At 67.9% G+C, this 20,227-nt stretch carries 15 protein-coding genes and 1 tRNA gene; 6 read left to right on the top strand and 10 right to left on the bottom strand.

Annotated elements, in window-relative coordinates:
- The first annotated feature begins 24 nt into the window (after window positions 1-24).
- Both AAGA11_15585 and AAGA11_15590 read left to right on the top strand, forming a co-directional pair.
- Window positions 25-1,236: an ROK family transcriptional regulator gene (locus AAGA11_15585; GenBank protein MEM9604289.1), complete on the top strand. Its 1,212-nt coding sequence runs from the start codon at window positions 25-27 to the stop codon at window positions 1,234-1,236.
- Window positions 1,226-2,827, top strand: a complete 1,602-nt coding sequence (locus tag AAGA11_15590) for a CRTAC1 family protein (GenBank protein MEM9604290.1) — start codon at window positions 1,226-1,228, stop codon at window positions 2,825-2,827. Before AAGA11_15585 ends, AAGA11_15590 begins: the two co-directional genes overlap by 11 nt.
- Here AAGA11_15590 and AAGA11_15595 read toward each other — a convergent pair.
- From AAGA11_15595 to AAGA11_15615, 5 genes are all read right to left on the bottom strand, one after another.
- Window positions 2,821-4,185 (bottom strand): cytochrome c peroxidase, encoded by a 1,365-nt coding sequence (locus tag AAGA11_15595; GenBank protein ID MEM9604291.1) that lies wholly within the window; start codon window positions 4,183-4,185, stop codon window positions 2,821-2,823. The two genes, AAGA11_15590 and AAGA11_15595, sit on opposite strands and share 7 nt — an antisense overlap.
- Window positions 4,182-5,636 carry a xylulokinase gene (gene xylB, locus AAGA11_15600; protein ID MEM9604292.1) on the bottom strand — a complete coding sequence of 485 codons (1,455 nt, stop codon included), beginning with the start codon at window positions 5,634-5,636 and terminating at the stop codon, window positions 4,182-4,184. Before xylB ends, AAGA11_15595 begins: the two co-directional genes overlap by 4 nt.
- Before the next feature lie 103 nt (window positions 5,637-5,739).
- On the bottom strand, window positions 5,740-6,321 hold the full coding sequence (locus AAGA11_15605) for a Smr/MutS family protein (GenBank protein MEM9604293.1): 582 nt from the start codon (window positions 6,319-6,321) through the stop codon (window positions 5,740-5,742).
- 7 nt (window positions 6,322-6,328) lie between these two features.
- On the bottom strand, window positions 6,329-6,772 hold the full coding sequence (locus AAGA11_15610; GenBank protein MEM9604294.1) for a GNAT family N-acetyltransferase: 444 nt from the start codon (window positions 6,770-6,772) through the stop codon (window positions 6,329-6,331).
- Complete coding sequence (locus tag AAGA11_15615) at window positions 6,756-7,922, bottom strand: cupin domain-containing protein (protein MEM9604295.1); 1,167 nt, start codon at window positions 7,920-7,922, stop codon at window positions 6,756-6,758. The genes AAGA11_15610 and AAGA11_15615 overlap by 17 nt, the downstream gene beginning before the upstream one ends.
- A gap of 143 nt (window positions 7,923-8,065) precedes the next feature.
- Here AAGA11_15615 and AAGA11_15620 point away from each other — a divergent pair, with 143 nt between their 5' ends.
- Window positions 8,066-9,898, top strand: coding sequence for an autotransporter assembly complex family protein (locus AAGA11_15620; GenBank protein MEM9604296.1), 1,833 nt, complete (start codon window positions 8,066-8,068; stop codon window positions 9,896-9,898).
- A gap of 2 nt (window positions 9,899-9,900) precedes the next feature.
- Window positions 9,901-13,398: a translocation/assembly module TamB domain-containing protein gene (locus AAGA11_15625; protein ID MEM9604297.1), complete on the top strand. Its 3,498-nt coding sequence runs from the start codon at window positions 9,901-9,903 to the stop codon at window positions 13,396-13,398.
- Between the two features lie 7 nt (window positions 13,399-13,405).
- Here the strand turns inward: AAGA11_15625 and purB are convergent, their stop codons facing one another.
- The gene (gene purB / locus AAGA11_15630) at window positions 13,406-14,782 is read right to left on the bottom strand and encodes an adenylosuccinate lyase (protein ID MEM9604298.1); all 1,377 of its coding nucleotides are present in this window, start codon (window positions 14,780-14,782) and stop codon (window positions 13,406-13,408) included.
- A 131-nt stretch (window positions 14,783-14,913) separates the two neighbouring features.
- Between purB and AAGA11_15635 the strand changes: the two genes are divergently transcribed.
- Both AAGA11_15635 and AAGA11_15640 read left to right on the top strand, forming a co-directional pair.
- Window positions 14,914-14,990: transfer RNA gene (locus AAGA11_15635), tRNA-Val, on the top strand.
- A 267-nt stretch (window positions 14,991-15,257) separates the two neighbouring features.
- Window positions 15,258-16,397, top strand: coding sequence for an HDOD domain-containing protein (locus AAGA11_15640; protein ID MEM9604299.1), 1,140 nt, complete (start codon window positions 15,258-15,260; stop codon window positions 16,395-16,397).
- A 30-nt stretch (window positions 16,398-16,427) separates the two neighbouring features.
- Here the strand turns inward: AAGA11_15640 and AAGA11_15645 are convergent, their stop codons facing one another.
- The 4 genes from AAGA11_15645 to AAGA11_15660 all read right to left on the bottom strand — a co-directional run bounded on the left by AAGA11_15645 (window position 16,428) and on the right by AAGA11_15660 (window position 20,193).
- Window positions 16,428-16,712, bottom strand: a complete 285-nt coding sequence (locus AAGA11_15645) for a DUF1330 domain-containing protein (GenBank protein ID MEM9604300.1) — start codon at window positions 16,710-16,712, stop codon at window positions 16,428-16,430.
- A gap of 101 nt (window positions 16,713-16,813) precedes the next feature.
- Window positions 16,814-17,923 carry a GDSL-type esterase/lipase family protein gene (locus tag AAGA11_15650; GenBank protein ID MEM9604301.1) on the bottom strand — a complete coding sequence of 370 codons (1,110 nt, stop codon included), beginning with the start codon at window positions 17,921-17,923 and terminating at the stop codon, window positions 16,814-16,816.
- Window positions 17,924-18,339: 416 nt separating this feature from the next.
- Entirely contained in the window at window positions 18,340-18,576 is a 237-nt protein-coding gene (locus AAGA11_15655) for a hypothetical protein (GenBank protein MEM9604302.1), read from the bottom strand.
- Window positions 18,577-18,591: 15 nt separating this feature from the next.
- Entirely contained in the window at window positions 18,592-20,193 is a 1,602-nt protein-coding gene (locus AAGA11_15660) for a hypothetical protein (protein MEM9604303.1), read from the bottom strand.
- Between the last annotated feature and the right edge of the window lie 34 nt (window positions 20,194-20,227).

Raw genomic sequence — 20,227 nt, forward strand, 5'->3', positions numbered from 1 at the left:
CAACGCACGGTGACACCCGAGACCATGGAAAACACCACACACGCCCTTGAACAACGCCTCAGCGCCCGACGCGTGGTGCTTGACGCGATCCGTGCCGGCGACGGTCTGGCGCGCGTCGACATCGCCGAACGGGTTGGCCTGAGCCCGGCGTCGGTGACCGCGATCACCGCCGAAATGCTCAGTGCCGGGCTGATCACCACCGTGGAATCGGCCAGTCAGAGCGAGGGCGGCGACAAACCCCGCCGCGGGCGTCCGCGCGTTGCGCTCAAGGTGCGCGGCGCTGCGTGTCGGGTGGCGGGGCTCAAGATCGCGCGGGAATCGATTTCGGCTGTGGTCGTCGATTTCGAGGGCAAGGACACTGTCAGCCTCGTGACGCAGCTCGACTCGCCCTGTCTGCCGCCCGACGACCTGTCGGCGGCTGCGGCGGCTGTGCTCGACGACGTGTGCGCCAAGGGTGGCTTCACACGCGATGACCTGGACGGCGTCGGCATTGGCCTCGCGGGGTTGATTGATGCCCGCCGCGGCTTCGTTCACTGGTCGCCGTCGCTCGACCGCCGCAACGTCGCGTTCGGCGAGAACCTGCGCACCGAGATGCGGTGCCCCGTGTTCCTCGACAACGACGCGAACCTGATAGCCAAGGCCGAACAGCTTTTCGGTCTCGGGCGCGGCGTGGCCAACTTCGTCGTGCTGACCGTGGAGCACGGCGTCGGTATGGGCGTGGTCATCGACCACCAGATCTACCGGGGCGTGCGCGGCTGCGGCACAGAGTTCGGCCACACCAAGGTGCAACTCGAGGGCGCCCTGTGCCAGTGCGGACAGCGCGGCTGTCTTGAAGCCTACGTTGGAGACTACGCGCTGCTGCGCGAGGCACGTATCGGGCAATCAGACGTGCAGAGCCTGCCCGACCTCTGGCAGGCGGCCCAGCGCGGTGACGCCGTTGCGCGGGCGGTCTTCACACGCGCAGGGCGCATGTTCGCGCTCGGCCTTGCCAACGTCGTCAATATCTTCGACCCGCAGCTCGTGATCCTGGCCGGTCAGCGGGCGTCCTTCGACCACCTCGACGCGCAGAGCGCGATCGCGGAGATGCGCTCCCATGTCGTGCAGGTCGACACCGCCGACACCGAGGTCGCGGTCCACCAATGGGGTGACCTGATGTGGGCCAAGGGGGCTGCCGCCTTCGCAATCGACGGGGTGTCGGCCTTGCGGATTCAGGAGCTCGGTGCGCATGCGGAGTGAGCAGCCAGTGCACGCAACACGGCACGCGATGCGGGTGATGTTCGGGCTCGTGGTGCTCGCCGCAGGCGGGTGTGACGTGCGGGCGCAAACGCCTGACACGGTGCGGTTCGAGCAGCTGCCGGTGCCGGATCACCAGTACCTGGGCGGCTGGCACCATTTTGTCGGTGGTGGGGTTGCCGCCTTCGACTGCGACGGTGACGACTTGCCCGAACTCGTGGTCGCCGGCGGTGACGCGCCGGCAAAGCTGCTGCGCAACCGCACGCCTGCCGCCGGCGATACGCTGCGGTTTGCCGTCGACACGCCGGACACTGTCGCCCGAACCGGCGTGACCGGCGTCTACCCGGTGGACATCGACAGCGACGGCCACCAGGATCTGGTGCTGTTGCGGGTCGGGCCCGACACGCTGTTGCGGGGGCGCGGCGACTGCGCCTTTGACGAGGCACCAGCAGCCTGGGGCTTTCAGAGTCCGGACCTCTGGAGCACGGCGTTCTCCGCCACCTTCGAAGCCGGGGCACAGCTGCCGACCTTCGCGATCGGCACCTACGTCGATCGCCACCACCCGGACGGCCCGTTCGGCCAATGCAGCGAAACGCTGCTCTACCGACCAGAGGGGGAGCGCTACGCTGCGCCCCGGTCGCTCGCGCCCGGGCACTGTGCGCTGTCGATGCTCTTCACTGACTGGTCGCGGTCAGGCCGCGCCGACCTGCGCGTGAGCAACGACAGGCACTACTACGTCCGCGACGGGCGGGAACAGATGTGGGCCATGGAGCCCGAGCCGCGGCTGTACCGAGCGGAGGAGGGCTGGCGTGACTACGCGCTCTGGGGCATGGGCATCGCCTCGCGTGACCTCAACCAGGACGGCTACAACGACGTCATGCTGACCTCGATCGGCGATCAGAAGCTGCAGTTTCACGAACCGGGCGCAGCGGGCCCGGTGTACCGCAACGCGCCATTCGAATTCGGTGCCAGTGCCCACCGCCCGTACACGGGCGGCGACGGCCGCCCGTCGACAGGGTGGCATGCGGCCTTCGGTGATGTGCAGAACGACGGCCTCGACGATCTCTTCATCGCCAAAGGCAATGTGGATCAGATGCCCGATGCCGCTCTCAAGGACCCGAACAACCTGCTCTTGCAGCGTGAGGACGGCCGTTTCGTCGAGGTCGGGGCGGAGGCCGGCGTGGCGTCGACCGAGCGCGGTCGCGGCGCTGCGGTGGTCGACCTCAACCGCGACGGCTTGCTGGACATCGTGGTCAACAACCGCCGCGCGCCGCTCGAGCTCTACCAGAACCGCTCGGCAACGCGGCACTGGCTGCGCCTGAACGTGTCCCAGCCCGGGCGAAACCCCGAGGCGCTCGGCGCCTACGTCGAGGTCCGCGGAGGCACACGGCAATGGAGCCGGGAAATCACCCGTGGCGGCGGGCACGCCGGTGGTGATGCCGTGCCGATGCACCTGGGCCTGGGCGACGCTGAGTCGGTCGAGGTGCGCGTGGTCTGGCCCGATCAGTCCGTCAGCACGTGGCACCGGGTCGACGCCAACCAGAGCCTGCGTGTGGTGCGCGACGGACCGGGGTTGCGTATCGAGCCTTACTGATCCAGGGGCAAGCCGCTCGGCACCGTGTCCGGTACACCGAGGCCACGCACTCGCCAACTCGTGTCGGTGAGACTGTGAAGAAAGGCGACGAGGTCCGAGACCTCGGCTTCGCTGAGTGATACGGGCTGTATTTCGGCGCGCGCCGTGATGTCCGCGCGTTGCGCTTTGTCGGACCAGGCCTGCCAATCCCGCGATGCACCGGCAAACGTGGGCAGTATGGCCTGTGTGGTGTCGTAGAGCGCGTTCGACTGTGGCACGTTGACATGGTGGGCGATCATGTCTTCAAGCGTGGCGAAGGCACCGGTGTGGCCGTAGGGCGCCGTCAGTGCGACGTTGCGCAGGCTCGGCGTGCGAAACCGGAACCGGTCGGCCTCGTTGCCGGTCACCCGCAAGCGTCCCTCGTCGCGCTGGTGAGACTCGAACCGGGCAGCCTTGCCCGGCCCGAACTGCGGCACGCCAATCGCGTGAAACGCCTGGTCAGTGTGCAGCCAGCCGCTGTGGCAGCTGGCACAGTTGCCCGCCCCGTAGAACACCGACAGCCCGCGTTGCGCTGCCGGTTCGAGTGGCTCACCGCCAAGCAGCGCGCGGTCGAAGGCACTCGCGTCCGCGCGCCACTCCACGGCAATGAAATCGGCGATCAGGTTGGCGATGTCGGTGAAGTCCACCGCTGCGCCGGGGCCGTAGATCGCGTCGAGTTGCGCGCGGTAGGCCGGGATCTCGGTCACGCGCTGCGTCACACGCTCCCAGGCGCCGTCGGGCCCGGTGATGCGGCCCTGCCGGACGGCAAGTGCGATGTCGTTCTCCGCGTAGTGGCCAGCCATTTCGTCCGGTGAGAGCACCGGGAACATGGCCTGCGCCGAGAGCGCCGACGCGAAACCGCCCAGCATGTCCTCGCCGAGCGGTGTGCGAATGCCGTCGGGGTGATTCGGATCGACTTCGAGCCGGCCGTCGTGGAAGAAGGTGGTGATGCTGTCTGCGCCCAAGTTGAACAGCGCCTGTGCGTTGCGCGGGATGCGTTGCTCGGGCGGGTTGTCCGGGTCCGCAATCCGATCGGGGCCGAGGCCGATGCCGCCCTCGCCGAGTGACAGCGAGACCCCGTCACCGGTGCCGAGTGTCGGGTGGTGGCAGGTTGCACAGCTGATGTTGCGGTTGCCGGAGAGGACCGGATCGTAGAAGAGGCTGTGGCCCAGGGCGACGCGCTTGGGGTCAGGCTGGGCAAAGCCCGGGCGCGGCCCGAGCGCCTCGCGCAGCGCGTCGGTGGCGCTGTCAGACGCGGTTGAGGCGGCGGTGGCACCGACAGCGCACGCGAGGCTGGCGATCAGCCAGACACCACGGCGGGCTCGGCTGGACAGTGTCATGCCAGGGCCGACTTCAGTGCCGGGTACACGGCCTTGAACCGGGCGTGCGCTGCGGCATAGTCTTCGAGCAACTCAGCGCGCGGCTCGACGGTGTACGCGAGCGGCGGTGACGTCAGCACCGCGTCGACGGCGCGTGTGTTGTCGCACAGCATCGCCAGGCGCGCCGCGCCCAGCGCCGCGCCGAATTCGCCGCCCTCCGGCACGTCGAGCGGTACACCCAGCACGGTCGCGAGGGTCTCGAGCCAGAAACGGGAGCGTGCGCCGCCGCCGATGGCGAGCAGACGTGACGGCGTGGCGCCGGTGCTGTGCAGGGCGTCGAGGCTGTCGCGCAAACCCATGGCCACGCCCTGCATGACCGCGCGGGTGAGGTCCGCGGGATCGTCGGCGATGGCGAGCCCGGCGAATGCGCCGCGCGCCGCGCTGTCGTTGTGAGGCGTGCGCTCGCCCGAGAGGTAGGGCAGAAACACCGTGTCGGACGGTCCCGTTATGGGCTGTTCGACTTCGGCTGCGAGGTCGGCCGGTGCGCGACCGAGCAGGCGCGCGAGCCAGTTCAGGCAATCGGTGGCGGCCAGCATGACCCCCATCTGGTACCAGGTGTCCGGCAGCGCGTGGCAGAAGGTGTGAACCGCGCTCTCGGGCGCGGGTGCGTAGCCGGCGCGCGCGGCGAGCAGCACCCCGGAAGTGCCGAGCGAGACAAAGCCATCGCCCTCGCGCGCGCAACCAGCGCCGACGGCCGCCGCGGCATTGTCGCCGCCACCCCCGGCAACCCGCACCGGGCCGCTGAGGCCCCATTCACCCAGCAGCTCGGCACGCAACTCGCCGGATACCGCGGCCCCTTCGACCAGGCGTGGCATCTGGTCTGCGCGCATGTGGCCCGCGTCGAGCAAGGCGTCGGACCAGTCGCGTGCGCCCACGTCCAGCCAGCTGGTGCCCGCACTGTCCGAGCAGTCGCTGACCGCTTCACCGGTCAGCCAGAGTCGGAGGTAGTCCTTTGGCAGCAGCACGGTGGCCACACGGTCGAACACGTCGCGCTCGTGGTTTTCCACCCAGCGCAGCTTGGGTGCAGTGAATCCCGGAAACACGATGTTGCCGCTGCGGTCGCGTACCCCGGCCACGGCGTCGAGCGCCGCCGCCTCAGCGGCCGAGCGCGTGTCGTTCCAGAGAATGCACGGGCGCAGCACGGTGTCGCTGCCATCGAGCAGGGTGGCCCCGTGCATGTGGCCGCTGAGGCCGATCGCGCGCACCGCGGTGAAGGCCGCGCCGTGCGCGCTGCGCAGGGCCGCCACGGCCTCACGGCACGCGGTGATCCAGTCGGCGGGGTCCTGCTCGCTCCAGCCCGGGTGCGGGTGGTCTACGCCGTAGTGGGTATCCGCCGACCCGATCACGGTGCTGCTGTCGTCCACCAAGACGGCCCGCAGGCCGGATGTGCCGAGGTCAATTCCGAGGTACATGGGTGTCCTCCGCGGTCCGGGTGATATTAAATTCGAAAAGTAAATTAAACAGACCGGATACCGCTGTCAAACCGGCGTCGGTCGGTGGCGAGCCGGCGACCGCTCAACGGGCCTCGGTGCGGCGCTTGAGCAGCACGTAGAGCGCGCCGGTGCCGCCGTCGGCGGCCCGCGCGGAACACAATGCCAGCACCTCGGGGCGCGACGGCAGCCAGCGTGTGAGCAACTGCTTGAGTTTCGGTGCCTGATCGATCTGGCGCCGGCCCTTGCCATGGATGACGCGTACGCAACGCAGGTCGCGGTCGCGGGCCGCTGCAATGAATTCGGCGGTCTCGCGCCGAGCGGCCTCGACCGTGAAGCCGTGCAGGTCCAACTCGGCCTGGACGGCGATGGCGCCGCGGCGCAGTTTGCGCAGCACGTGTTGCTGGATACCCGGCGCCGCGTAGGACACGTGCTCGCCATCGAGTTCGGCCTCGTCGTCGAGCGGGTGGTTCAGCAGCTCGTCGATGACCGCGCGATCGTCCAGTTCCTGCTGGCGTGGGCGCGGTGCGGGGCGAGGCTTGTCGAGAGACGCATTGCGGTTGGCCACCGGGCGCACGTCGCCGACGGCCTTGCGGAACAGCGCGGCGTCGTCGTCTGCGTCGTCGGCGTCGGTCGGGGGGATGTCGGGTTTGCGGGGAAAGCGCACGGGTCACTCACACGAGCCGTTTGAGCATGCTCTGGTGCTCGATGCCCGCTTCCATGAAACGTTCACCGAAAGCCTCGAAACCGGCGTGCACGTAAAACGCCATGGCGTGTATCTGCGCATTGAGCACCACCTCGCGGGAACCGCGCTCGCGGGCAATCGCAATCAGGTGGTCCAGCACCGCGCGTCCCGCGCCCTGGCCGCGCGCTTCGCGGGCAACGGCCATGCGGCCGATGTGGTCATCCGAATCGAGCCGACCGGTTCCGACCACGGCACCGCTTGCGTCCAGCGCGATCACGTGTCGACAGGCGCTGTCACTGCCGTCCCACTCGAGCTCCTCGGGGACGTCCTGTTCAACGACGAAAACGGCGTGGCGCACGCGCCGCACCGCCTCGACGGTCTCGCTGTCGCGCCAGTCGACTTCGCGGGTGTCCCAATCAGTCGTTGTCGTCATCGATTACCACAAACCCCAGCGCGCCCAACGCTATTAGAAGCTCAGTGGCACCGCCCACGTCAAGCAGTGCGGCGAGGGCGTCACCCTGCCACCGTGTGTGTGCGCACACTGCTCTGGCGGCTTCGACGTGGGTGGTCAGCGGGACACCGCCGGCGAATAACATGGCGTGGTCGGCATAGGCGACATAGGCGAAGCGGATCGCCGTGTGGCGTTCCAGGCGCTGATCGTCGCGTGCCGCAAGTTCGCGCAGTGCCGCCGGGTCGAGGGGAGTGCGGTTCAGGACCGTGTCGGCGGCACGGTCGGTGAGGTGCTGACCGAGAAACAGATCAAACGCCGCACTGTCGCCGTCGAGCGCCTCGCGCACCCGGGTGCGCAGCGCGTCTGCGGCTGCCCGCGTCAGCTCCCCCGGGTTGTCCTGTGGCGCAAAGCCGGCGTCGGTGTAGAGCGCATCGCCGGGCAGGTCGTTCGCCACGCTGTCGCCCCACGCCGCCGCCAGCTCGCCGATGGCCGGGGCGCGGAAACCGATGGACCAGGTGATGCACGGGTCGAGTGCCACGCCGTGGTGTGCGTAGCGGGGTGGCAGGTAGAGCATGTCGCCCGGCTCGAGCAGGAAGCTCTCCGTGAACTGCGGCTGATCGATGATCTTGAGGTCGGTGTCGGCCCGCAGGGTATAGCCCGCCTCGGGTTCCGGTCCGATGTCCCACCGCCGACGACCCTCGAGTTGGATGAGGAAGACGTCGTAGGCGTCGAAGTGCGGTCCCACCGAGCCACCCGGGGGGGCGAAGGACGCCATGAGGTCGTCGATACGCCAGTCCGGGATGAAACGGAAGGGCGTCAGCGCGTCGCGAAAATCCGGCAGCAGCTTGTCGAGGTCGGTGACCATCAGCGACCAGCCCTCGGTGCCGAGCCAGTCGAAGGTGTCGGGTTCGAGCGGGCCCGTGCGCAATTCCCAGGGCCGCTCGCCACGCGATTCGATCACCAGCCGACTCGGGACCTCGGGCTCGCAGGCGAGCCCGGCGAGCTCGTCGGCCGGCAGCGGGTTGTCAAGCCCTGGGAACGCGTTGCGGAACAGCAGCGGCCGTTGTTGCCAATAGTCGCTGATGAAGCGTTCGGCATTGAGGCCGCTGGGCCAGTGGAGGGGCGGCAGCATGGGGGCGATCGGGTGGATGTCAGCGCGCATTATGACAGCTATCGGGGCCGTCATTCGGTGACGCCAATCGCGTCGCGACGCCGTGTGAGCGCAGCACGTCAGCCGCTGACCCCGTCGACCGGGAACCGCATCGGTGCACCGCCATGCTGTTCGTTGGCACTGTCGCTGCACCGGCTTGGGTATCGCACGGTATGCTTTCGTCCATGGCCTTTCTCGCACGCCACCGCCTCGTCCACCGCACCGCACGGTGGGTGCTTGTGTCGGTCGCCCTCGGTGCCCTCGTGGGACCGGTGCGCGCGGACGATGTGCCGACCGACTCGGCGTCGGTCGACCAGGCAAATCAGGTGCGTGTCGAGCCTGCGGACTCGCCGCTGGCCGAGCGCATCGCCGAATGGGCCGGCCAACCCCGCGGCGACCGCCCGCGGGATCGCCGCTACTGGATCCGAGAATTGCCGTCTCGCGTGCAGCTCGCACTGCAGAGCGAGGGCTACTACGGGGTGCCCGTCGACGTGCGAGACGCGGACGCTGGTGTCACGATTGCCCTTGGCACCGGGACAGAAGTGCGGTTGAACGAGGTCGCTGTATCCGTGCCTGGCGCGCGCAGCGACGCCCCCACCTTGCTCGACTGGCTCGACGACAACAGCCCGGTGCTCGGGGCACGGCTGCAACACGCGACCTACGAATCCCTGCGCGACGGTCTGCTCAACCGCGCCATTTCACTCGGCTTCCTCGAGGCGGCCTACACGCGACAGCAACTCTCCGTGTCACTCGGCGCCGCCTCCGCGGCGATCGAGCTCGAACTCGCGCTCGGGCCCGCCTACCGCATCGGCACGGTGACCATTGACGACAGCCCGATCCGCGAGGACATCGTGCGCAACCTCGCGCCCTTCGACGAGGGCGGGCGCTACTCGGCAGACGTGCTCGCCGAGTACGCACGCCGACTCCGGGACAACCGCTTCTTTGCCCGTGCCCGCGTGCTGCCTGAATTCGACAAGGTGGCCGACGGTGCGGTGCCGCTGCGGGTTGAACTCGAGGCGCGCAAGCCCAACCGCGTGCGACTCGGCGCCGGCTATGCAACCGACGTGGGCGTGCGGCTGCGCGGTGGCTGGGACCGGTACCTGATCGACGATCGGGGTCACAGCGCGGCCTTGGACCTCGAACTGTCCGAACCCCGGCGCAGCGCCAATGTCGAATACCGCGTGCCTGACAGTGACCGACCCGCCACACGCGCCTGGCTGTTTTCCGCCGGGGCCCTGAGAGAAACCGTCGACGGCGCGTCCGCGACCCAACAGAACGCGCGCGTCGCGCGTGAGCGGCGGCACAGCGCGGACCTGGTCGACACACGCTATCTGCGGTACCAACGCGACCGCGGCTTGCCTGGCGACTCCGGCGTCGAGTTCCGTGCGTTGATGGCGGGTTACGACGTGCGCTTTGCCCATGTACTGTCGTGGCGCGACGTGCCAGACATCCCGCTCGATGGCTCGGTCCAACTGCTCGCGGCCCACGAGGACCTCGGCGCCGACTTCGGCTTCATTCGCGCCTACAGCCGCACAGCTGCGCGTTTTGAAATGCAGCCGCGGCACTGGCTCCGGGGCCGGCTCGAACTCGGCCGGCTTTGGCAGGCCGACGTCGCCAGCATGCCGACCTCGCTGCGGTTTTTCGCCGGTGGCGACGGCAGCATTCGGGGTTTCGGGCCGCGCGATGCGTCGCCGCAGAACGCCGAGGGCACCGCGACGGGTGGCAACCGGCTGTTGGTCGCTTCACTGGAGTACGAGTATCGGTTTCGCGAGAGCTGGGGGGCGGCGGTGTTCGCTGACCGCGGCCGCGCCTGGGTCGATTCCGGGGAGCCGGTGCGCACGGGTGCGGGCCTCGGCGTGCGCTGGTACTCGCCGGTGGGTCCCGTGATGTTCGATGTCGCGCGTCCGGTCACGGCGGGTGACGGCGACTGGCGCATCCACCTGACGATCGGGCTCTGACCGTGCGCCGCGTCCTCACGTCTCTGGTGCGGATCGGGCTGCTGCTGTCGCTGGTGGCCGTGGTCGCGCTGGGCGCGCTGATCGCAACCGAGACCGGCACGCGCGCGTTGCTTCGGGTCGTCGACGGCCGCGTGTCGGCGCTCACACTGGGTGACGCGCGTGGGCGATTGTGGTCGGGGTTGACGGTCGATCAGGTCGACTACCAAGAAGGTGATACGGTCTTTTCCGCACGCGAGCTCGACCTGCGCTGGCGTTTGAGCTGCCTGCTCGAGCGCGTGCTGTGCCTGGATCTGGCGCGTGCGAGCCGGCTCAGCCTGCGCCTGCCTGCGGCGTCACCCGAGGCGGACGACACCGCACCACAGCCGGTGTCTCTGCCGACGGTTTCCCTGCCGATCGGGGTGCGCCTGGGTCGCCTCGACCTCGCGCAGTTCACGTACGAGCAGGGTGCGACGGCGGTGGCGCTTCGCGATATCGATCTTGCCGGTGCGGCGCGTGCGTCGCAGCTCCGCGTCGACACCCTGGCACTCGACTGGACGGTCGGGCCCCTCGACGGTGCCCTGTCGGTGTCCGGCGACGTCGAGTTGCGCGATGCCTATCCGCTGGCCCTGGACATTGTGCTGCGCCACAACGCGGCTGACGTTGGCGGTCAGCAGTTGCCCGCAGGCGCCCTGACGGTCACCCTGGGGAACACGCTCGAGGACCTCGACGTCGCGGCGTCGCTCGACGGCGCCGCAACCGCCTCTCTGGTCGCCAAGGTGCACCCCGTGCGCACACCGTTGTGGCTCGATGCCAGCCTGGCCATCGCGCACGCGCAGTGGCCCGTGTCGGGCCCGGCAGACGTGGTCGCGACGTCAACCGACCTCCGGGCCGCGGGGCATCTCGACGCGCTGGCCTGGTCGCTGACAACGGCCGTTGCACACCCGGCGTGGCCGACGGCGGCGATCGAGGCCGGCGGTGAACTGGACACTGGCGGCGCTGTGCGCGATGGCGCGCTGTCGGTGTCGACCGCGGCGGGTGATGCGGAGCTCGAGTGGCACGCCAACTGGGGCGACTCGCCGGCTTTCGCGTTCGATGCTGTGATCACCGACGTCAACCCCGGGGTGGTTGCCGAGGAGGCCGAGGGCCGTATCGGTGGCACATTGGCAGTCTCCGCGCGTGGAGGCGATGCCTGGGTCGTTGATCGCGCCGACGCCGCGCTGACCGGCACGCTGCGCGAGCGGCCGGTTCGGCTCGACGGCACCGTGTCGGTAGATAACGACACGGTCCGCATCGGCGACACCGGTCTCTCGCTCGAGGTCGGTGCCAACCGCGTGTTGATCTCGGGCTCGGCCGGCGACACGGTCGACCTCGCGGCGACGCTCGACCTGCCCGAGCTCTCGCATGTCTTGCCCGACCTCGGCGGTGTGGTGCGTGGCACCGTGAACGCGTCCGGCGAGCGCTTGAGTCCAACGGCCGACGTTGCGCTCACCGTCGATGGCCTGCGCTACACCGGCGTCGCGGTGGACCGATTGACCGTGGATGGCGCATGGGTGTCGGGCGGTCAGTTGGCGTCGAACGCCACTGTGCGCTGGCAGGGGCTGGCGCTCGAGGGTGGCGTGACCAATGACGGCAGCGTGGCACTGCGGGGCACCGAGGTGGCGCACACCGTCGACATCACGGTGCGCGGTGAACCCGCGTCTGCGACGGTGTCGGGCTCGGGCGCATTTGACGGCGCCGTCTGGGCGGGTGAGGTCAGCACCGGGTCGGTCACCGCCGGGGGGCGCCAGTGGCGCAGCGACACGACGATCGCGCTGCGGGTGGCGGACGGGGCGGTGACGGTGGGGGCGCACTGTTGGGGCGCGTCACCTGCGCGGCTCTGCCTGGACGACGCTGCCCGCCTGGCAGCGCAGGGGCACCTGGACCTGCGTGTCGAGCGCGTGCCCGTTGACTGGGCCACCGCGGCTCTGGCGGACGCCATCGCACTCGAAGGCTGGATCAACGGTGCCCTGCAGAGCGCCTGGACGGCGTCGTCTGCGCCGAGCGTACAAGGCGCTGTGTCGATCGATGCCCTGGAGGCTCGCGTGCCCTCGACCGATGGCGAGACGGTGGCGCTCGCCCTCGGCCGTGTGTCAGTGGATGCGACCACAGGCGCGGACGCCGCGCAATCGGATCACCTGCAACTGTCACTGCGCACGGCCGGTGGCGCACTGGGCGATGGCCGAGTGGACGCCCGTGTGCCGCTCGGCGCGGCGAGCGACTACGACGCCACGGTCCGCTGGTCGGCACTGGATCTGGCGTCCGTACACGCCTTGGTGCCCGAGCTCGATCAACTTGCCGGTGTGCTTGGCCTGGACGCGCGCGTCCGCGGGACAGACACGGGGCCGCGTGTCGATGGGCAACTCGTGCTGTCGGGCGGTGACGTGCGTGGGCTCGACCTGCCAACCGAACTCGCCGATGCCGAGCTTACCGTGACGCTCGACGGCGATTCGGCGCGCTTCGACGGTGGCTGGCGGTCGCCCGACGGCGGGGACGGAACCGTTCGGCTACAGGGTGATGCAGCCTGGACTGGTGGGCTCCGGGCCGACCTGCGGGTCGACGGGACAGGCGTGCCGGTTGATGTGCGACCCTGGGTTGTCGCCGCCGTGAGTCCGGCGCTCTCGCTCTCGGTGTCGGACGACCGCGTGCGTGTGCGCGGTGCCGTCGTGGTCGACGAGGCGGACATCGAGATCGTGGCACCGGAAGCGCAAGCCCCGACGCCGTCGCGTGATGCCGTCATTGTCGACGTGCCTGAAGACGACGGAGCGCCGCGATCCGGTGGGCAGGTGCTCGATGTGGACGTCGACGTCCAACTCGGCGACGCGGTGTATTTGCGCGGATTCGGCTTTGACAGCCGACTGGGCGGCTTGTTCGAGGTGCGGCTGAACGCCGCCCAGCCGGTGCAGCTTTTTGGCGACCTTCAGATACTCGACGGTCGCTACAAGGCCTGGGGGCAGGACTTGTCGATTCAACGCGGTGAAATCGTGTTCGCCGGCTTGCCCGGCGACGCGGTCGTCGATGCCACAGCCTGGCGTGAGCTCACCGAGGTACGAGCCGGGCTTGATATTTCCGGCAAGGTGACATCACCGACCGTGGCCGTGATCTCCGAACCGGCCATGCCGGACCAGGAGGCCCTGAGCTACCTGGTGCTCGGCCGCGCCTGGGACGAAGCGGGTGATCAACAGGCCGCGATCACGCGGGCGGCCCTGTCACTTGGTCTCAAGCGCAGCGGCGGCTTGACGGACCGGGTCGCCTCCGGGCTCGGTATTCAGAGCCTGAGTGTCGAGGCACAGGGTAGCGGTGATGACACTGCAGCCGTGGTCAACGCCCAATTGAATGACAAGCTCAGCGTCCAGTACGGCGTGGGCGTGTTCACACCGATTCGCACCTTGACCGCGCGGTACCAGTTGGGTCGTCAGTTGTATGTCGAAGCCGTGCAGGGCGTCGAGTCCGCGCTCGACTTCATGTACAGCTTCGAGTTTTGACCCGGGGTCAGCGGGCCAGCGCGTCCGCGGCCAGCGTGGTGGCAACCCCGGTGTACTGTGCGGGTGTCAACGCCCTGAGTTGCGCTTTTCCGTCCTCGGGAATATCGAGTGCGTCGACAAAGGCCTTGAGTGTCTCGGCGTTGATCTGTTGGCCGCGGGTCAATCCCTTGAGTTGCTCGTAGGCGTCGGGCACACCGTAGCGCCGCATCACGGTCTGAATCGGCTCGGCAAGGACCTCCCAGGCGTTGTCGAGGTCCTCCTGCAAACGGGCCGTGTTGACTTCCAGTTTGCCGATACCCTTGTTGAGTGACCCCCATGCGATCAGGCTGTGTGCAAGACCGACCCCGAGATTGCGCAGTACCGTGCTGTCGGTCAGGTCGCGTTGCCAGCGGCTGACGGGCAGTTTCGCTGCCAGATGAGCGAACAGCGCGTTCGCGACGCCGAGGTTCCCCTCGGCGTTCTCGAAATCGATCGGGTTCACCTTGTGTGGCATGGTTGACGAACCCACCTCGCCAGCGACGGGGCGCTGGCGAAAATACCCGATCGAGATGTAGCCCCACACGTCGCGGCTGAAATCGATGAGCACGGTGTTGAAGCGCGCCATGGCATCGAACAGCTCGGCGATGCCGTCGTGCGGTTCGATTTGTGTGGTCATCGGGTTGAATTCGAGGCCGAGCGACTCGACGAAGCGCTGCGCGAATGCGGGCCAGTCGATACCGGGGTAGGCCACGGTGTGGGCGTTGTAATTGCCGACGGCGCCGTTGATCTTGCCGCCGAGTGACAGCGCGGCGACCTGGTCGCGTTGACGGCGGAGCCTCACGTGGACATTCGCCATTTCCTTGCCGAGCGTGGTGGGTGACGCGGTTTGCCCGTGGGTACGGCTCAGCATCGGTTGCGCTGTGTGTGCTGCAGCGAGCGCGGCGATGTCGTCCAACACCCTGTCCATCGCCGGCAACAGGACGGCGTCGCGCGCCTCGGTGAGCATCAGCGCGTAGGCGAGGTTGTTGATGTCTTCGCTGGTGCAGGCGAAATGCAGAAAGGCGCTGGCCGCGGCGAGCTCGTGGTCCGCCTCGCAGCGCTCACGCAAGTAGTACTCAACTGCTTTGACATCGTGGTTGGTGGTTGCCTCGATGGCCTTGACCCGGGTGGCGTCCTCGCTGCCGAAGCCGTCGACCAGGGCGTTCAGGGTCGCTGTGGCGTGCTCGGAGAAAGGCGGGAGCTCGGCGATCGCCGGTTCGTCGGCCAGGGCCTGCAGCCACCGCACTTCCACTTCGGCGCGCAGGCGAATCAGGCCGAATTCGCTGAAGTAGTGACGCAGCGGCGCGGTTTTGCTCGCGTAGCGGCCATCGATGGGCGACAGTGCCGTGAGCGAAGAGAGGTCCATGGGGGGGCACCAGGGCGGGAAAACCCCGCATTCTACCAAGCTGCGGCCACTTTGCTGTGGCCAATCGTCGGCCCCCAAGGGGCTCTGCACTTGCAGCGTCGCTGGGGGTTGGCTAACATGGCCGATTCGGCAGGCGCGTAGCTCAGTTGGTTAGAGCACCACCTTGACATGGTGGGGGTCGTTGGTTCGAATCCAATCGCGCCTACCAAACACTTCCCGGAAACCCGCTCCCATGCGGGTTTTTTTGTGGCCGTGATCTGCGCCCGGGTGGTCGCAAACGCTGCGCGTTGGCGGCGCGACCCGAGCACCTTTTCGCGATGCAACAGCAGCGGCGGTGGCACGAACCTCTTATGTCGAGGTGAGGTACTACACGGACCGTCGAGCCATGCACGCATCGTTGCCCAACGCTTTCCTGTCACCCAGCGCGAGCCCGGCCCGGGGATCGGAGGGTCGATCCCCTGACCAGGTCACCGTTGTGTTTGTTGATGACGAAACGTCGGTGCTCAACGGCATCACCCGCAACCTGAGTCGATCGAGAAAGGCATGGGATGTCCACGGTTTCGACGATCCGAACGCGGCGCTCGACTTCATCGCCACCAACCCGGTCGACGTCGTGGTGTCAGACATGCGCATGCCAAAGATGAACGGCATCGACTTTCTGACGAACGTGATCGGAGTCAACTCGGACACGGTGCGCATTGCCCTGTCGGGCTTCGCGAGCTTCGAATCGACGCTTGAATCGCTGAAGATGGTGCACCGCTTCATCGCCAAGCCGGTGAAGCTGCCGGCGTTGGTGGACCACATCGAGCGCTCGATGGCGTTGCAGGGTGACTTGCGCGACCGGGATCTCTACACGTTGCTGCTCAACCTCGACACCTTGCCGTCCAACCCGCGTCATCAGGGCGAGTTGCGGCGTCTGGCTGCGAGCACCTCGCCGAACGCGGACGAACTGTGTCGGCTCATCGAAAACGACGTCGGTCTGACCGCGAACCTGATTCGCGTGGTGAATTCGGAGTGTTTCGGGCACTGCCAGGGCATCGAGTCGGTCGCACAGGCGGTCGACCTGCTCGGTCTGCAAACCATCAAGAACCTCGTGCTTTCCAACGCGCTGTACAGTCAGGTCCAGTCGGCGGACGGTGAGGCTTTCGAGGCACTGACGCGGACCTCCAACGGCGTGAGCACGCTGTCGCGCAAGATGGCAGCGGCCTGCGGCCTCGACCCGGCCGAGATCGACCGTTGCGAACTGGCCGGGATGCTGAGCACACTCGGTGACATTGTGTTGCTGGCCAACCGGCGCACCTTCGACCAGGCGGCGGCGGTTCGGCCCGAGCGCGTCGGCGGCGCGATCCTCAAGATGTGGATGTTCAGCGACCCGATCGTCGAGGCCGTGGTGGGTCACCGCGCGCCGATATCGATGGACCGCACCACGCCGTTGCAGCCGATCACGCTGCGCTGCGTGTCCGGTGCGTGGCTGGGCTGGCAGCACCTCACGGCAAACGGCGACGCGCCGGGTGAGCGCAGCAGCGATGCGCTGCAGGCCCTCTTTCTGCAGTTGACCGGCGACGCCGACGTGGCGGCGCGTTGGTCGGAAGCCCTGGCCTCGCACCCGCGTTGAGTGCGGACCCTCGGCCAGGCTAGCGGCAGGTCAGACGCCCTCGACGATGATGTACTCGCGCGTGGACGCCGGCAGGCCGTGCGTCAGGGCTTCCTGGTAGGTCGGCGAGTTGTAGAACGCCTCTGCAGTGGCCATGTCGGCGAACTTCACAACCACGTTGCGAGCGCGTGCGTCGCCCTCTTTGACCACGGTTTTGCCGCCGCGAACCAGAAACTCGGCCCCGAATTCAGCAGCCGCCTGGCCAGCCAGCTCGGCATAGCGTTGGTAGGCTTCGGCATCGTGTACGTCGACGCGGACAATGGAATAGGCGGCCATGGGGTCAATCTCGGTTGGGAGTCACACCATTCTGCGGTGCGGCGAAGACCCGGGCAAGCGCGGCGCCCGGGCCACGGTGACACCGGGGAGGCGCAGCCTTGTCAGTTGCCGGTCGGGCAATCCGCAACGCTGGCCGATGCCACCAGGGCATCGAACCAGGTGTCGGCCATCTTGGTGTAGCCGCTGGCGGAGGGGTGCAAGCCGACGCTGTCCACCGACAACGGCGACATGTCGGCGACGTTGTCGAGGGCACCGTACTGGTCGACCACGGTGACCTCGGGCCAGTTTGTTTCCAAGCGTTGGCGAAGATCCGCATTGAAATCTTCTACGACGTCTTCCCAAAAGACGTCAGCGTGGTGGTCGATGATGGTGGCCACCAGCACGTCCACGGTGTGGTTGCGCAGCTCCCAGTTTCGGATTTCCTGGAGCAGCAACTCTACGGGCAAGGCGCTGCGACTTATGTCGTTTGTGCCCACGTGAATCAACATCACGTCGGCCGGGTTCCGATCGAGCCACCGTGACACGTTGTCGGCCAGCAGGCTCGTGCGAAACCCTGGGTGACCCTGGTGGTCGGCGTCAGAAATCCCACTTGCTGCGCCGGCCTGTTGGCTACCGACGAAGTCCACAGAGAAGCCTTCGGCGGTCAGGCGGTCGAGCAGCCGCTTCCGGTAGCCTACCCGGGACGGTACCTCGGGTTGGTCACCGGTCACGCCAGTGAAATGGGTGACGCCTGCCGTGATTGAGTCGCCGAACGGCATGATGCGGCGCTCGCCGACCACCACCGACAGCGTGGCCTCGTCGCTCAAGCCGTCAGCGTCGGTCACGCGGTAGCTGAAGCGATCGAGGTGTCCGCGCTCACCGGTCGTCGACGTGTAGGTGTATTGGCCTGTGGCCAGGTCGATCTCGACATGCCCTTTCGTGGCGTCGCCTGTGAGTTCGTAGCGCAGCGCCACGCTGTCAGTGTCGGTCACGTGGTCGGACAGCTGGCCGACCAGCGAACCGGTCGCCGCACCGTTGGCAATACACGCGTTGCGGGCGACAGGCGCAGCGAGCGCCGTGTCGGCTGCGGGCGGATCACTCGGCGTCGCGCTGGGCGCGGGTGCCGGGTCATCGGCAGCGGATGTGACGGTGGAGCCGCTGTTGCAGCTGATGAGCAGGCCGGACACCGCTGCGGCGAGCAGGGTGCGGGTGACGGTGTTTTGACGATTCATGCCCTCGCTCTGCAAGGGCAAGGCCAAAGGCGAGGCCGCGAGTGGGGTGGTGACCCCCGATGTGACGGCCCGGTGGGCCGTCAGCCTGGCTGGTGGGGAGGGGTGGGGCGGCGCAAACCTGGAGCGTCCCTGCTCTGTGTCCGACGTCCTGCCGTATTCCCAGGTTTTAAAACAATAGTAGAGTTTGCACTAATTTGAGAAATTTCTGAAACTGGTTACAAATAAATTTAACTCCACCGGTGCGCCACGGGGGCCGAATCACGTGGCGCGGTGTCAGGGGCCTGGGGCGCGTCCTTGCTCAGGTTCCAACATCCTGTTGGTGTACCAGGTTAATTGAATGGTAGTTCATTAATTCAGGATGCACGGTTTTTTTCACAATAAGTGCAGCTTTGCGTTCACCGACGACGGCGGTCCGCTCAGCGGTCACGTGATGAGTCGGAAGGCGGGGCGATGTAGCCCACGCCACCGTCCTGCTGTGTCGTGTTGACCACGATCTGAAGGCGAACCTCGGCGCGCCGTCCGTCCGCCAGACGCCGCTGTCCGAGTCTGAAGTACAGCTCCTTGGCTTCTCGTCGCTCGTTCGCTGTGGTGAGCAGGGCGCTCAATCGGGCTGGAATGATTTCCAGCCACTGGCGTTGCAGGGGGGTCAACATGGCGCTCTCCTCGAACTACTCAAACCGGTTTGCCCAGACGCGCATCTGGCCGTGGGCATCCTGCCGCTGGCCGATCGCGAGCGCACGACCACCCGGGTCGACCACCAACGCGGCGAGCATCGCGGAGCGCGGCGTGATGGCGTGGGCGTGCGACCAGCCACTCCGGGCACTGTAACGCCGCGCCCAGACACTGGCGCCGCCGTCGTCAACACGGCTCCAGGCGACCAGCGCGTTGCCGTTGCTGTCGATTGCCGCCCGCGGGTAGCCGCCCTCACCGTCGCGTGCGAGCGGTGCTGGCGTGCCCCACCGTTGCGCTCGGAACTGGCTTGCGTGCACCTGCCAGGCGGCCTGGCTCGACGCGCGGCGTTGCATCCAGACCGCGATGGCGTCGCCGTGTGGGCCGAGCGCCAGCGAGGGCAGTGCCGACTCCGTGTCGGGGTCGCGCTGTACCGCCACCGGTGCCCGCCACCCGAGACCGGGTGTGTGTCTGCTGGCGTACACGTGGCCGGTGTTGCCAGCACCCTGAACCCACAGGGACACGGCAGTGCCGTCGTCGGTCACGGCCAGACGGTGATCGCGCACCTGGCCGTCGAGGCTGTCGGTGATTTTCTGCGGGTATTGCCAGCCACTTCCGGGTTGGTATTGGCGTACCCACAGCGATGTGTCCGCCTTGCGGTACCGACGCCAGCTCAAGGTGAAGCGGCCCCGTGCGTCGGCGCCCACCCGGGGGGCATCGACCAGGTCCGGTCCACCCTGGTCGAGTGGTTTGGCGCCTTGCCAGCCCGTCTGCGGCCGGTAGAGGTTGCCCCAGACGGTGTCTGCTGTGTGTGTTTCCCACACGGCCAGCGCCGACCCGTCAGCCGAGAGCGCGATGCGGGGCAGGTGGCTGCTCGCTGCACCCGGGCGGTCGATCTGGGTGGGTTCCGACCAGCCGCTGTCGGGTGCGAAACGGGCCGCCCAGACCGACTCGCTGATCAACCGGGCCCGGTCTTCGGCAGCGCTGCGTGTCCACACGGCGATCGCGTCGCCCCGCGGTGTGCTGGCCATGGCGGCGCGCCCGGCGATGTCCGAGGCGAGCTTGCGCGCGCTGCTCCAGCCGCTGAGCGGGTTGAATCGGTTCCACCAGAGGCTGCTCTCGCCGTCGCTGGAGTGCTGCCACAGCGCCAACACCGTACCGTCGGCCTGGGTGGCGAGTTGGGGGTCGTGGGCGTTGCGCAGCGAACCCATCGCGAGGTTCTCGCTGCCGCGCCACTGCCCGTCGGCGGTGGTGAAGGTCCAGTGCCGGTGGTCGACACGTTCACGCTGCGTGTCGGCGTCGCGGTGCACGACGCGGCTGGTCGCGGTGTAGTCGGCGGCGAGCGCCAACGGGTGCTCGGGCACGAACCACGGCCGGTTGTCGCTCAAGCCGTACAACGCCGCGCGCGCATTCCCGCCGCGGTGGTTGAGTGTCAGCGGCACTGCGTCTCCGCCCAGGTCGAACAGCGGCTTGTCCGCGTGGTGGAGGGCCACCGCGCCCGGCAGCGGCAGGGCGGGCACGTGTCGCGGGTTGACCGCATCGTGTTGGTAGGCGAGTACGGCAGTGGCAGACAGGGCGCTCAGGGCAAGGGCGGCTTTCATGGCGGTCTCCGGTACAGGACGTTGATTACTGATG

It is taken from the genome of Pseudomonadota bacterium (genome assembly GCA_039196715.1).
Taxonomy (GTDB): domain Bacteria; phylum Pseudomonadota; class Gammaproteobacteria; order CALCKW01; family CALCKW01; genus CALCKW01.